This window comes from Pseudomonas sp. CM25 (genome assembly GCF_013179705.1).
Classification (GTDB): domain Bacteria; phylum Pseudomonadota; class Gammaproteobacteria; order Pseudomonadales; family Pseudomonadaceae; genus Aquipseudomonas.
On sequence record NZ_JABMCW010000139.1, the window covers coordinates 1 to 13,683 of the forward strand.

The 13,683-nt window shown below is 58.3% G+C and carries 14 protein-coding genes and 3 pseudogenes; 8 read left to right on the forward strand and 9 right to left on the reverse strand.

What is annotated here, in order from left to right; genetic code table 11:
- On the reverse strand, window positions 1-775 hold a 775-nt coding region (locus HP546_RS15715; RefSeq protein WP_256678486.1), incomplete at its 3' end, for a thiamine pyrophosphate-binding protein.
- Between the two features lie 705 nt (window positions 776-1,480).
- Complete coding sequence (locus HP546_RS15720) at window positions 1,481-1,624, reverse strand: hypothetical protein (RefSeq protein WP_172227192.1); 144 nt, start codon at window positions 1,622-1,624, stop codon at window positions 1,481-1,483.
- Window positions 1,625-1,757: 133 nt separating this feature from the next.
- Here HP546_RS15720 and HP546_RS15725 point away from each other — a divergent pair, with 133 nt between their 5' ends.
- From HP546_RS15725 to HP546_RS15735, 3 genes are all read left to right on the forward strand, one after another.
- Entirely contained in the window at window positions 1,758-2,471 is a 714-nt protein-coding gene (locus tag HP546_RS15725; RefSeq protein WP_172227194.1) for a DUF72 domain-containing protein, read from the forward strand.
- 70 nt (window positions 2,472-2,541) lie between these two features.
- On the forward strand, window positions 2,542-2,769 hold the full coding sequence (locus tag HP546_RS15730) for a hypothetical protein (protein ID WP_172227195.1): 228 nt from the start codon (window positions 2,542-2,544) through the stop codon (window positions 2,767-2,769).
- 239 nt (window positions 2,770-3,008) lie between these two features.
- Window positions 3,009-4,061: a M42 family peptidase gene (locus HP546_RS15735; RefSeq protein WP_172227197.1), complete on the forward strand. Its 1,053-nt coding sequence runs from the start codon at window positions 3,009-3,011 to the stop codon at window positions 4,059-4,061.
- Window positions 4,062-4,075: 14 nt separating this feature from the next.
- Here the strand turns inward: HP546_RS15735 and HP546_RS15740 are convergent, their stop codons facing one another.
- From HP546_RS15740 to HP546_RS15755, 4 genes are all read right to left on the reverse strand, one after another.
- The gene (locus tag HP546_RS15740; protein WP_172227199.1) at window positions 4,076-4,324 is read right to left on the reverse strand and encodes a hypothetical protein; all 249 of its coding nucleotides are present in this window, start codon (window positions 4,322-4,324) and stop codon (window positions 4,076-4,078) included.
- Between the two features lie 137 nt (window positions 4,325-4,461).
- A complete protein-coding gene (locus HP546_RS15745; RefSeq protein ID WP_172227212.1) occupies window positions 4,462-6,216 on the reverse strand; it encodes a glycoside hydrolase family 15 protein in 1,755 nt (584 codons plus the stop codon).
- A 263-nt stretch (window positions 6,217-6,479) separates the two neighbouring features.
- Entirely contained in the window at window positions 6,480-6,923 is a 444-nt protein-coding gene (locus tag HP546_RS15750) for a DUF421 domain-containing protein (RefSeq protein WP_172227201.1), read from the reverse strand.
- A gap of 9 nt (window positions 6,924-6,932) precedes the next feature.
- A complete protein-coding gene (locus tag HP546_RS15755) occupies window positions 6,933-7,439 on the reverse strand; it encodes a hypothetical protein (RefSeq protein WP_172227203.1) in 507 nt (168 codons plus the stop codon).
- A 50-nt stretch (window positions 7,440-7,489) separates the two neighbouring features.
- Between HP546_RS15755 and HP546_RS15760 the strand changes: the two are divergent.
- Window positions 7,490-7,726, forward strand: a pseudogene (locus tag HP546_RS15760) (PLD nuclease N-terminal domain-containing protein).
- Window positions 7,727-7,781: 55 nt separating this feature from the next.
- Window positions 7,782-7,895 (forward strand): annotated as a pseudogene (locus HP546_RS31830) (manganese catalase family protein); the annotation flags it as partial.
- A 206-nt stretch (window positions 7,896-8,101) separates the two neighbouring features.
- Here HP546_RS31830 and HP546_RS15765 read toward each other — a convergent pair.
- Together HP546_RS15765 and HP546_RS15770 are read right to left on the reverse strand one after the other, a co-directional pair.
- Window positions 8,102-8,563, reverse strand: coding sequence for a type II toxin-antitoxin system YhaV family toxin (locus HP546_RS15765; protein WP_172227204.1), 462 nt, complete (start codon window positions 8,561-8,563; stop codon window positions 8,102-8,104).
- Window positions 8,563-8,880, reverse strand: coding sequence for a type II toxin-antitoxin system PrlF family antitoxin (locus tag HP546_RS15770; RefSeq protein WP_172227206.1), 318 nt, complete (start codon window positions 8,878-8,880; stop codon window positions 8,563-8,565). Before HP546_RS15770 ends, HP546_RS15765 begins: the two co-directional genes overlap by 1 nt.
- A 172-nt stretch (window positions 8,881-9,052) precedes the next feature.
- Between HP546_RS15770 and HP546_RS31410 the strand changes: the two genes are divergently transcribed.
- Window positions 9,053-9,418: a GNAT family N-acetyltransferase gene (locus tag HP546_RS31410; protein ID WP_256678487.1), complete on the forward strand. Its 366-nt coding sequence runs from the start codon at window positions 9,053-9,055 to the stop codon at window positions 9,416-9,418.
- 51 nt (window positions 9,419-9,469) lie between these two features.
- On the opposite strand, the pseudogene HP546_RS15780 reads toward HP546_RS31410, so the two are convergent.
- Window positions 9,470-10,216 (reverse strand): annotated as a pseudogene (locus tag HP546_RS15780) (IS66 family transposase); the annotation flags it as partial.
- A 1,330-nt stretch (window positions 10,217-11,546) separates the two neighbouring features.
- Here HP546_RS15780 and HP546_RS15785 point away from each other — a divergent pair.
- Together HP546_RS15785 and HP546_RS15790 are read left to right on the forward strand one after the other, a co-directional pair.
- Window positions 11,547-13,289, forward strand: coding sequence for a P-loop NTPase fold protein (locus tag HP546_RS15785; protein ID WP_172227208.1), 1,743 nt, complete (start codon window positions 11,547-11,549; stop codon window positions 13,287-13,289).
- Window positions 13,286-13,683, forward strand: a 398-nt coding sequence (locus HP546_RS15790; protein WP_172227210.1) for a DUF3830 family protein, incomplete at its 3' end; no start/stop codon positions are given. The genes HP546_RS15785 and HP546_RS15790, both read left to right, overlap by 4 nt.

A 13,683-nucleotide genomic window follows, 5' to 3' on the forward strand; every position in this document is an offset into this window, starting at 1 on the left:
CGATGGCGCCGGTGACCCAGGGCAAATCGTCAGGCAGCACGGCCTTGCCGAGCAGCGCCTTGGCCACGCCGGCACCGAGCTTTTCGGCCACGGCTACGACCTGCTCGGTCGCTTGCAAGGCGCCGGCACCGACCAGGATTGCCACCTTTCGCCCGGCATTGAGCACTTCGGCCGCCCGTTGCAGGTCAGCGTCGAACGGCACGACCTTGGGCTTGCTGTAGCCAACGCCCGAATGCACCGTGCCGTGTGCCCTTGCCGGCTCCTGATAGGGCAGGTCCTGTACGTCATTGGGCAGGATGATGGCGGTGACCCGGCGTTCGCCGACGGCCGTCCGCACTGCGCGGTCGAGCAGGTGCCGCACCTGCTCCGGGGTCGATGCCTGCTGCACGAAGGCGCCGGCCACATCCTTGAACATCGACAACAGGTCGAGTTCTTGCTGGTAATGCCCGCCAAGCGCCGCACGCGCTTGCTGCCCGACGATGGCCAGTACCGGTTGGTGATCCATGCGAGCATCGTAGAGGCCGGTCAGCAGGTGTGAGGCGCCGGGGCCGGAAGTGGCGATGCACACGCCGAGCTCGCCGGTGAACTTGGCGTGAGCGCTGGCCATGAACGCTGCCATCTCTTCATGGCGGGCCTGAATGAATTCAATCTTGCCGTTGGCGCGGCTCAATGCACCAAATACGCCATTGATGCCATCCCCGGGATAGCCGAAGATTCGTCGAACGCCCCACTGGTACAGACGCTCGACCAGGAAGTCGCCTACTGTCGTTGTCATCGTCTTTTCCCTGTCTGTGATCGATAGGGTCTGGACTGGGCCGCAAAGTGGAAAGTTTCAACAGGTTGTACGTGGTCAGCCTGCAGGAACCTCTGATGGGTATGGCTTCTCAAGGCCTTCATCGCGCAAGAGCATGCGCAAGGTGTCGGCTGGGATGCTTTACCCCGCTGTGGGCGCGGGATTGCCGCCCCACAGACATCGCGTCAGTTTCGCGCGGGTCAGCGGGCATCATCCCCCTGAACCGCCACCTCCCGTGCCACCACCGCCCGAACCTCCACTTCCGCTACCTGAACCAGTGCCCGTGCCAGTCCCTGTGCCGCTGCTATCCGAACCGCCCATCCCGCTGCCACTGCCCGAGCCATCGGTAGTGCCATCTCCGCCGGTATTGTCAGTGCCGTTGCTACCGGTACCGCCTGACCCGGTACCCATGCCATCACCCGGTGTACCAGACCCGCTGGCGCCGCCGTTCATCTGGCCATCGTCTTGTGTCTGTGTGCCAGGGGCCCGCTGATCGTTCATGTTGGTAGCCGCCAGCACAATGGGGGCGCTTGCGCCCAGGCACAGCGCCAGTAGCCATGTATGAGGCTTCATTATCTTCATGATGAATCTCCTGTTTGCGGTAATTGCCTAGCGTTCGGCCAGGGGGAAGAGTGGTCCGTGCAATGCGGTCGACGGACGGGCCGACTTGTCAGGTCATCGAGGGGATCAACCGTCGGACTGTTCCTCCGGTGGAACCTGGCCGTCGGGCCAGTCTGGTGCCTCTTGCTCCGGTTCAGGCCTGGGGGCCGGCTCGCCGGGGTTATGTAGTACCTCGTCGATGTAAGGGTCGGGGCGGTCAGGGTCAATCATGGCGGGATCCTCTACGGTGGTTACCCCGCTTAGGTCGCCCTGATGAAGTGGCTGTTCCATCCGATTGCGTGAACGGAACGACAACCGGCCGTGGCGACTCCATTGCAGCAACAGCGTGCCTAGGAGTGCCATGATGATCCACGTGGGATGCGCGGGCTGGAGCTTGTCCCGTCAGTACGCCGATGAGTTCCAGCAGTCGGGTAGCCACTTGCAGCGCTATGCTGCGCGGTTTGGTGCCGTGGAGATCAACACCTCGTTCTATCGGCCGCACCTGCCTACCACTTACGCCCGCTGGGCTCACTCGGTACCGGAGTATTTCCGCTTCGCCGTCAAGCTGCCCAGGATCATCACCCACGAGCTGCGTCTGGAAGGCTGTGAGGTTGCGCTGGATGTGTTTCTTGGCCAATGCCAGCAATTGGGTGACCGCCTGGGCTGCCTGCTCGTACAGCTGCCGCCATCGCTGGCCCATGATGCCAGCCGAGACCGGCGTTTCTTTGAACGCCTGCGCCAACGCCATGCCGGGCCGGTGGCGGTAGAGCCAAGGCACGCCAGTTGGCAAGCGGCGCAGCCGATGCTGATCGACTTGCGTATTGCCCAGGTGGCGGCGAGCCCTTCACGCTTCGCTGCCGATGCGCAACCTGCTGGCTGGCCTGGGTTGGTTTACTGGCGACTGCACGGCGAACCGAGGATCTACCACAGCGAGTATTCGCAGCACTACCTGCAACAGCTGGCTGAGCGGCTGCAGCACAGCCACGCTGCAGGTGCAGCGACCTGGTGCGTGTTTGACAATACGGCCTCCGGGGCGGCATTGGGTAACGCGCTGAGGCTCGAGCGGTATCTGCGTTGACGCAATCGGATCAAACTTTTTGCTGCCGTCGGGCTCTTCTGAGAACACTTTGCAATGTGAGGAGCAGCCCATGAAACATGACGATGGCAAGACTGGCGATGGTGATAAGGTCCCGCGGGTGCTTTCTTCTGAAGAGGCGCAGCAAGGCGAGCGAACCCCAAATCCGGTGCTCGAGCGCCCGGACCGCAATACCGAGGCAGTGGACAAGGTGATTACGCCTACCTCCATCAAGAAACAGGAAGAACAGACCCGCCAGATTAATCAGCATCTTGCCGAGGCCGAAAAGAAGATGCCTTGATCGAACCGGCCCTGGCATTCAGCCATTGGCAGATTGATTGATGCGTTCAGGGTTGAGCACTGCGCTTGCGTAACGGAGTTGCTGTCATCATTCCCGATTTCGTTTGAGTCCAGTTGCAGCCAGCGTTGTCTTCGTTGAAGGGCAATCGGTAGCCATGCGGCTGCAAAGGAGCGAGGTGTGCGAATTGGCTGTTCGGGATGGGGCGCGGTGCCGAGACAACTTTGCTTTGGAGGGTAGTCATGGAAGTCGAGCCGCTGCTGACAGAGCTGTTGATGGCGCGTGGCCCCGGTGGGCAGGAAGATGAGGTACGTTCGATTTGTCTGCGCGAGCTCACTGCAGTCTGTGATGCGGTAAAGGTAGACAAGGCGGGGAACGTCATAGGCCTGATCAAGGCCGCGCAAGACAGCGATCCTGGTGAGGCAATCAGGGTCATGGCGCACCTGGATGAAATCGCCATGATCGTGAAAAAGGTCGAGGCTGACGGGACGCTCAGGGTCGTTGCGCTCGGCGGTGCTCAGCCGATCTGCTTCGGCGCTTGCCCGGTCGACCTGCTGGGTGACCGAACAACGCTTCCGGGCGTTCTTTCTTACGGCTCGATGCACAACAGTGGCAGCACCCCAACTGGCAGGGATGTATTGGCCGGCGACGTCCACTGGAATGATGTGCACGTCATTACCCGCCTGACCAAAGCGGCCTTGGAAGAGGCGGGTATCCGGCCCGGGTCGAGAGTGGTGCTCAGCCAACATTGGCGCAAGCCATTCAGCGTCAACGACAGCATTGCGGCGCATTTCCTCGACGACAGAGCGCCGGTGACCGCCGTGATTCACTGCGCCGCCTTGCTCAGCGAGCGTCGGCATTTGCTCAGGCAGGATGTCTGGATGGTGTTGACCACACTCGAGGAGGAGTCCAACGCTGGTGCCATGTACGCCGCCCGAACGTTGCCGGGAAACACCACCATTGCGGTTGAAGTGGGGCCTGTGCTGGGCGAATACGGTACGCGGCTCTGCGCCGATCCGATCATCAATACGGGCGACCAGAAGGGCTATTACAGCCGGTCGGTGATCCACGGCTTGCTTCAGGCTACCCGCCGCGCGGGCTACGAACCCCAGGCTGCTTTACTGGTGGATTTCGCCTCGGATGCAAGTGCCGTGATGAGCGCAGGCGTCTGCGCCCGCGCTGGCTGCATAGCCATTCCAACCGAAAACACGCATGGGTTCGAGTTGATCCATTCGCAGGGAATATCAGCCTGCTCGGCCACGCTCATGGAATATCTGATCAACCCGTCAGGCTGACTGTTCCGGGTTGATCACGACTGCACCTCAACCGCTGTGTTCTTTTTCCAGCCCCTGAGGTTCATGAGACACAGCACCACTTGCAGCACAATCAACGCCCACGCCTGGGCGTGCCACCCCCAGACAGCCCATAAAACGTTACTTGTGATGAAGCAACAGAAGCCTATTTTTCGCCGCCCGGGGCGCCGCGAACCAATCCACCAAGCTGCCAATACGGTAATCGCCATCGCAGGCCATTCCAGCAATCCAATCCAGTGTTCCATCAAATCATTCCAACTGTGTTCATTGAATTCAGTGCCATTGTGTGGCGGTTAGCCCAGCTGCCCGGTTGCCAGAATCCTCTTGGGATTTGGAGTCCCCCAACAGCACTGGGTTCCACATCAAATACTGCCGTGCCCGGTCAGCGCTCGGGGCCGTAACCGCCGATGGCCAGCGCGGCGCGCAACGCGGCAAGATGAGTCAGCCCTTGCGGCAAATTGCCGAGGAAGTCTCCGGTGCGTGGATCGATCATTTCGGAGTAGATCCCTACACCATGATGAAGTCCCTTTACAGCGGCGTGGAACGCTGATTCGGCCCGTTCACGCTGGCCAAGCAGCGCCCAGGCCTCGATGATCCAGAAGGTGCAAGCCAGAAAGCAGCCTTCCTCTTCATGGGCTTGGCTGTACCGGTAGTGGAACGCTCCCGCGCCCAGCTCGGTCTGCACGGCTTCCAAGGTGCTTCGCAGGCGTTTGTCCGAGGGATAGCCGATACGCACGGCAAGCGCTACAGAGGCGTCGAGGCGATCTGCGCCAGGGTAGAAGACGTAGGCCTGGCGTTTTTCACTCCAGCAGTTCTCCTCGATCCATCCCTGGATGCGTTGCCGTTCTCGATTCCATCGTTCTCGACAGGTTGTGGGAAGGTGCCCGCCATCAGCGAGTTCGATGGCCCGGCTCAAAGCCTGCCAGCAGCTGATCTTGGACATCGTGTAATGACGCGTGTCGTGCAATTCCCACATCCCTGCGTCGGCCTGCCTCCAGCAATCGGCGCATTGGTCGGCGAGGCCGGAAAGGATCATCGCACTGGGAGCATCCAGAATGTTGCCGCTGTCAATGAAGCAGCGAGCGGTCTCGAAGATGTCACCGAAGACGCCATGTTGGAGTTGGTCACGCGCGTCGTTGCCCACCACCGGTGGGGAGTTCTTGTAGCCAGGTAGGTCAACCGGGCGCGTGCAATCGCCGAGTGCCCCATCGAGCGTGTAGAACACCTTTGTGCCATGCTCGCCCAGCCGATTCAAAAGCCAGGTGAAGGCAGCTTTGGCTTCAGGCTGAGCCCCGATAGCGAGGAAGGCCTCGATGGTGTAACCAGCGTCGCGTATCCAGGCGAATCGGTAGTCGAAATTTTTGTTGCCGCCAATCCGCTCGGGTAAGGACGAAGTTGCTGCCGCCATGATCGAGCCGCTCGGGGAGGACAGCAGCAGCTTGAGCGCCAGGGCATTGCGAACGACCAGGGGCTTATACGGGCCTTCGTAGATCAGGCCCTTCGACCATTGGCACCATTCCCGGTGCGAGCCGTCGATACGGTCATCGATCAGCGCCAACGGCGGTACTACCAACGGTTCATCCCGACCGGCGACAATGGCCACCACCGAGCGGTGCCCAGCAACGATGCTCACTGTTGCACGCACGCCCATGTCGTCCTTGCGCTGAATCTGCACGTGTTTGTCGTGCAGGAAAATGCCGAGGATTCGGCCTGCATGAAAAACGCAGGCGTTGTCATTTGGCGATACGTAGGGGCTCACCGTATCTGCCTGCGTACCGAAATCAATGGCGATCTCAAAGTCGACTTTACCCTCTACGCCTTCGATGCGGCGGGCGAGTTCGGCCCAGGGCAGTCGGCCTGCCGGCCCGCTGTTAAGGGATTCCGTCAGCCTCGCGCGTCCTTGCGACGTAATGAAAGTCGTTTCGAGAACGTTACTGCCAAGTAAGTACCGCCGCTGAGCAGTAAATGCTTCAGTGGGCTTCACGGAGAAGAAACCGCCTGTTCGCGGGGCAAGCAACTTGTCGAACAGGGGAGGGGAATCCATATGCGGTACACACCACCAATCGATGGATCCATCGAGACCAATCAGGGCTACGGAACGGCCATCTCCCAACGCGCCGTATTGCTCCAGTGGCAACCAGCCGCCCTCATCACGCTGAGGTGCTCCTTGTTGCGTTCGCTCCGTCAGGTCTTGTTCCATCGCATGCCCCTCTTGGCGTGTTTTGTTTGGGACACACTGTCGAAGGGCGTAGTTCGGCTTGGCTAGGCCCGGTATAACGGACGGAACCAAATGATGCCGTGGCAGATTTCCGATACTGGTCTGATGCGAGATTGGCTCGCAGCTCAACGGGATCTGGAACCGGTTCCCGCCATCGACCGCAGCGAGGTCATCTGGATGGTTTAATCGGCAGGTATGACTGAAATCTTGCCATTGCGCTCGACAATGGCAAATTTGATTTGCTCGATCTTCTCAATCCCTTGGCTATCCCGTGCCGACTCCAGGATGTCGTCCTCGGTGAGGCGCGCCCGACGCATGCGATGGTGCAGGAACTTTCCGTTTTCAACGACCAAGGTGGCGTGCCCATCCAGAAGGCGCGCCAAAGGCTTCGAGTTGAGCTTGGCGAGCGAAAGGCCGACATCCACAACGATCAGCGTGGCAATGACCAGCATCGCGTTGGTGAATGAAAAGTCATCTCCTAGCAAAGCCTGCTGGGTGGCCTCGCCGATGATCAGCAGCAGTACGAAGTCGAATGTTGTCAGGTCAGCCAGCGACCTTCTACCGGCTACACGAAACAGCAGCATCAGGGCTACATACATGCCGGCTGCACGGAGGACCGAATCCATGATGCTCTCCTATGGGAACAGGAAGGTGGAAAAGTGCACGGCACGGTTGGAGCCGGCGCTGACGCTCCCCTCCAACAGGCCCACATGGTCGCTTCGCAGCGTCAGGTAGAGGGTGGCCATGCCGTCGCTGCTGGTGCCCAACTGCAATAGCAGCGCCGCGGCATGAGACATCGAGACTTGTGGTTGCGGCTGTAGCGTCTCGATGCTGGCTTGGCGAAGCAGAGATCCCTCAAGCTGCAACATCACGGGCTGGCCTGGAGTGCCTTGCACCGTGATGAAAAGGCTGTCGGTTGTGCCACTGCGACTGAGTCGTTGGTATTCGACCTTCAGCCGTCCATCATGGCTTGTCACCTCGGCATCGCTTAATGGCCCATTGCCGAATAGCCCTGCCATACCTGACAGCACGATAATGACCAGCGCATACCAGCCGAGCCGCTCGAAGCGCCAGACGCGCTGCTGCATCGGCATGTCTTCCTGAACAGGATGACGCCTGGACACCATTTCCTCTTCGGACATGATCTTCGGACATCTCGCTTGTTGTTTACCGGTGGACGCAATCCCGTGTGATTGGTTCAGCGCACTTTGCGCCCGGCCGTCACGCACTGGTAGCGATCATTGTATTGCTTGACCTGTGAGCAATAGTCAGTGTGTTCCGTAGCGACAAGTCCGACGTGACGAAAGTGATGTGGTCGCTGATTCTGGTGGTCTTGCCCGTTATCGGTCTCGGCATATGGGGTGTGGCCGGTCCTCGTGGCATCAAACGCGATACCGGGCCGACATCTCCTGAACACAGTAAGGGGTAGGTAATCAACCAATTGGAACTTTTCTCAGTGCTTCTTTCATCGTCATCTATTGACGGGTGGTGACGGAACTGCTTCGGTTGAACCGTCCGCCGCCGATCTCGCGGCATTAAAAGCCATGAAGCTGCGGACCATGTCCGATCCTGCCAGCAACCCGGTCACCAAAGCTTGACCGACTGCACCTGGCAGTTTCCTGGCTTGCTCGGCTGTTCGCCTCGTCAGCTGTCGATGTGGCGGGGCGGTGCAGATGGGCGTGGACGACTACAACGGTGAAACTTCGACCACAGCGGGCTGGACTTCATCGGTGACGCCAGTTTGCTTACCGTATCCCGCGAGGGGATGCCGACCGGTCGCGCAGGCCTGCTGCGGCCGGGCAGCTTATGCTTTGGGCTCGTTCCAGTCGCTACGCGTCGCAGCAGTCAGCGCATCCCAGTCGTCAGGAGGGTTGCCGCGGCCCAGCATCTTCTCGAATACGGCGTAGGGATCGGATTTGCTGCCTGCGGAGCGTAGAGTGTTTTCGTCGTTGACCCATGCATAGACGATGACCTTGGACCTTGAGTCGTAGCGAAAGAACAGCCGAAAGCGCCTGCCGATTTTTGCGCGGCGCCAATGTCTGTAGGCGGTGCCCAGCGTATTGCCTTGGCGGAACTCATCACGACCTGGGTCGGCAGGCACAGCCTCCATGATCAGATGGCTCAATGCCCGAAACAGTTTGACGTTGGCGTTGCTCTCAAAACCTTGCGGATCGTTCTGCTCGGCTCGGGCGGCGGCTTCTTGCAATTTACGTAGCTGTAATGTCACACCTTCATGGAACAACAGTGTCCAGCCATGTCGCAGCATCAGATCGCGACCTCACCATCGATATCTTCGTCCAGATTCACGGAGTGGTTTGCGTTGGCGAGCATGGTTTGCGCCAAGTCTTCCGGTAGGGTGGCGAGGTTGCGGCCGCTTCGGATATCAGCCTCCAGCAAACCCAGGAATGCACCGATGGCAGGGTCTTCGTGGGTGGTTTCTACGCGGCTGACCACGATTTCACCCCCGCGGACGTCGAATGCAATCTTGCCACCTGTGTCGATGCCCAGTAGCTGGCGAACGGATTTTGGCAGTGTGACTTGCCCCTTCGAGGTCAGCGTCGCGATTTCATGGATGGCAGGCATGAGCGTTCTCCCGGATCTATTGAGGGGATGGTAAGGAATAATCCTTACGCGGTCAATCTTGGTTTTGCTGATCGGGCGCTAGGCACTGTAAGAAATTCCGAGAAACCCAATCGCCGCGCCTCCGGCGCTGAGATTTTGTAGAGTCCCCGCCATCTGCGGAAAGGATTCTGTGATGGCAAAGCGTTATGAACTCTCGGACGAGGCCTGGGATGTGGTCTCCAATCTTTTCATCGAAAACCATGGCCGGGGCCGGCCGCGCCTGAGCGACCGCCTGATGCTCGATGGCGTGCTCTGGGTGCTCTGCTCGGGTGCTGCAGAGATGCTCTTCATCGAACCAGATCTGCGAGGGAAAGGGATTGGCCGCGCACTGCTGGATCATGCCCGCAGTTCGCGCAGTCAGATGAGTGTTGATGTGAATGAACAGAACCCCGAAGCGGTAGGGTTCTATTTACATTACGGATTTGTTCAAACAGGTCGTTCTCCGCTGGATGGCGAGGGCCGCCCCTTCCCCTTGCTGCACCTGAGCCTGCCCGGCTAGAGCTGTAGTAGTGAATCGCTCCTAAGCTTCTGCTTCGGGGCGATTCATTATTCAGCAGGCCGGCATCCATTGATTCGGTAGCAATTGCCCGATCTCACTGGCTCGCTGTCTCGGCAACCGTGTCAGCACGTCTTTGAGATAGGCATACGGATCATGTCCATTCATACGCGCCGACTGGATCAGGTTCATGATTGCAGCCGCCCGCTTACCGCTACGTAGCGACCCGGCAAACGACCAGTTCGAGCGTCCGAGTGCCCATGGCCGTATCTTGTTCTCGACTTGGTTGTTGTCGATGGGCACAGCTCCATCGTCCAGGTAGCGCGTCAGCGCTACCCAGCGTTTCAGGCTGTAATCGAGGGCCTTGGCCGTGGCTGATCCATTAAGCACATGGTCGCGTTGCGCCAACATCCAGGCATGCATTTTTTTGAGGATCGGCATCGCCATTTCCTGGCGTATTCGCCAGCGGTCTTCATCGCTCATGCCCCGCGCTTGGCGTTCGATCTCGTATAAGCCGCTGATTGAGTGCAGGGCCTGTTCGGCCAGCTGACTTTTGTTCGCCATGTGCAGATCAAAGAACTTGCGACGGGCGTGGGCCAAGCAGCCGATTTCAGTGATGCCTTGTTCGAAACCGGCTTTGTAGCCAGCGAAGTCGTCGCAGACCAGCTTGCTGTTCCAGTCGCCCAGGAAGTTGCGCGCATGTTCGCCAGCACGGCTTGGGCTGAAGTCGTAAACCACCGCTTTGAGCACCGAAAACGGCGTCGTGCTGTAGACCCAGACATAGGCCCGATCGGCAAACTTGGCCACCATCACGTGGGCCAACAGGCCTGCGGTTTCTTCAGTCCTCTTCCCTATTTGCCAAGCTTTCCCTGCAAGCCAAATGCTTAGGAGTTTTTTTTGTGTCGGGGGCGCTGAGCGTCTTCGGTTGGTGGCATCATTTTCAAATCAGCCACCGCATCCCCTCAAATATACCCAAAATGTCGCAATTAGCAGAAGTAGACGGCCATTCGAGGCATGAAAAAGGCAGAGATGATCAGCTAGCAAGCAGGCGCGAAGCCCCTAAAGACTATCAGGGTCGCCAAAGAACATTTGACTATGGCTCTAGAAAGCTGCTTGCGAGTCAAAAATACAGAAATATACCCGCAAAAATACCCTCGATACCCTCACATGGATGCGCGATCTAGAACGGCGATTTCTGACGGCTGCCGAGATGGAGCCAGATGGAACTCAGTGTACCTCCGTGGTGAGGGCTGCGGAACCGAGATAACCAGTTGGCATGTGATCGCAGGCGAAGGGCAACTCAACGCAAGCTAATATTCGTAGCGACGTTTTCACTGCGGGGGTGGGGCGAAAGCGGCCAACTGCGGCGGGATTATTTACCAGGTTCGAATCCCTACGCTTCCGCCACTAATTCTCATTAAAGCCCTGATTTTTCGGGGCTTTTTTGTGTCCAGGCGTTTTTGGTCCCCCATCTGGTCCCCCATTTTTAGGTTGGCTTCCTCTGGCCTTTTACGGATAGTGATGGACGTATTGCGTTCGCTAAGGCGCCTATTCGAGTCGGATTCGCCGTTAAGGAAGACGACTAACGGGCTCAGTTGGCGCTACCTTTGAAATCAGAGCAGGTATCTCAAAGCGCTGCACATGCGTCGCCACACGGCTTCCGCCGTCCAACGTCCAACAAACAGGTCAGTTCATCATCCAGTTGGTACCCAACACACCATAGTAAAAATCTGGGAGGTTTTGAGTTGCAGCAGGCAGGTTCGCCCGTTTCGGTCATGCTTTTAGCTTACGATGAAGTGTTGCCATCCGATGCCGATGGCATTGTCTTGGGAGAGGTTACCGCCAAACCCCTCACTTTGGACGACTTGTTCAAGTATCAAAAGGGTGAGCCTCTGTTCGTAGAAATTAGGGGGCGAGTCGATGTGGGAAGCAACACCTCTAAGCCTGGCGCGCCTCCGGTAGGCACCTGGATCTGTAGAAGTCTGCAGATTGACCCAGCGATCAAAAATGAAAGCATTTGCTTAGTTGATGGTGGCTGGCTCCCGTTAATCTATTGCTTGGCTGGCACGAATATTTTCGTAGACAAGAATGTTGTCGCCGAAATCAAGGCAAAGTTTGATGGGGGTTTGGCGTGGTTGCCGATGCCTGCGCAAGCCTCCTCCGGCAGAGTCACGGCAAGCCGATCTCGATAGGTGTTTCAGGTGGGTGGGGAGCGGGCAAATCATCCCTGGTGAAGATGATTGCAGCCAGGCTTGATGCCGGGGGTAGCCAGCAGCCTGAATCCGCTGGTGCCCAGCAGCCCTCTGCGGAGTGCCGGTATGTCGTGATTACTTTCAACCCATGGTTGTATCAGGACTTCGAAAGTGCACGTAGTGCCCTACTGCAAATCGTAGGCGACCAGGTGCTCGAGCTCGCCAAGGGCAACGCACCACTGCAGAAGAAAGCCTTGGAGCTCTGGAAGCGCATCAACTTTTTACGCCTCGTTCAAATCGGTGGTGAAGCCGCGATTACGTTGACGACCGGTGTGCCCGTTGGTGTGGTCGGGAAGGCGATCGGAAAGGCGGCGAACCTCTGGGACGCTTTCACTGCAGAGGGCGATGCCCCCCAGGCGGCAGATACAGGGGGCAAAGAGAAGGATGATGAGAAGGATGAAGAGGGATCGCTGGATTTGAAAGCCGGCCGCCTGTTAAACCCAGCAAAACCTCTTTCCCTGCCGAACGAAATTCATGCTTTCCGGCTTGCCCTTGAAAAACTGCTGGAAGAGCTCGGCATCACCCTCGTGGTGTTCGTGGATGACCTGGATCGGTGTCTGCCGGAGACCGCCATTTCAACCCTCGAGTCCATCCGGTTACTGCTTTTCCTCAAACGCACTGCCTTTGTGATTGCTGCGGATAATGACTTCATCCATGGTGCGGTGAAGAAGCATTTCGAAGGCACGGGGATCAAGAGCAACATCGCTACCAACTATTTCGACAAGCTGATTCAGGTGCCTCTTCATGTGCCCCGCATCGGGGTGAACGAGGCCAAGGTCTACCTGGTGCTGCTCTTGCTCGAAAAGGAAGCCAGAAGCGGCGGCTTCCCTCAGGAAAGATTCGACCGTGCGAAGGTGGAAATCCCTCAGCGTCTGGCGAGAAGCTGGCTTGGGGAAACCATATCGTCCGCATTCCTGCGGGAGCTCGTAGGCTCGGATGGTCGACTTCAAGAGCTCATGGATCTGGCGCAGGGGTTGGCCACGCTCATGTTCCAGTCGACCAGCATCAGCGCAAATCCGCGACTGATGAAGCGCTTTTTGAACACGGTGTACCTGCGTGAGTCTTTAGCGTTACCTCAAGGTATCACCCTAGATATCCCGGCCTTGGCCAAGTGGCACTTGCTGGAGCGTTACAAGGGGGAGCTGGCTGATACGTTGTCGTCGATGGTTAATTCTGAGAACGATGGCAAGGTGCAGGAGCTCCTGCAGGCTGAGGAGGTCGCCCGGGCTGGAGGCACCCAATCCAAGCTATTTGGCGACGACCCGTTTGTCCTCGAATGGTTGCAGCTGGCACCGCCCCTGGGGGCTGCCGACCTGCGCCCGTTACTCCACCTCAGCAGAGATACAGCGACCCGCGATTTTGGCGACGACAACATGACTCCCGCCGCTCGTGAGCTTCGAGATGCATTGAAGGTGGCTACGGGCGCGAATGAGCACTTAACCAGAGCTATTAGCGCCGTCGACAGCGAGCAGACCGAGCTTGCGATGGTTAAGGCGTGGCAAGGGAATGCTTCGTCGCGGTGCATCCTTGAACAGAACACCGCGGAAGCTTTCTTCACACAGGCTTCGCACGAGCGGACTAAAGCATTCCTCAACCAAATTCTACACAAGGCCTCGGCATGACGACTTCATTATCAATTGCTAATCCATTGACCAAGCGCATTCGCCTCAGTGAGCAAGCAAGTGGCCTGTCAGTGAGCTTCGAGGTGCTGCAGGGGCTCGCTCCAGACAACGCGGAATTTCTGTGGGATTTTCTTGCCGAGCCCCGTGAGATGCCAGCGCTCCATGCGATGTGGAGCGGGCCCGAAATTTCCTGCCCCATCCCTTCGGGACTGATTCCCCCGGACTGGAGTACGCGTGCTCTCCCTAATGAGAACGCTACGGTGACACCTCAGGCGGGTGACCTTGTGCTTATCTACGTGCCAGCTCGGATGTGGGGCGGCAACTCGCAACCCATTTTTGATCTTGGGTTCTTCTATGGCCATGGCGGGCGTTTGCTCTTCCCCGTCGGTTGGTT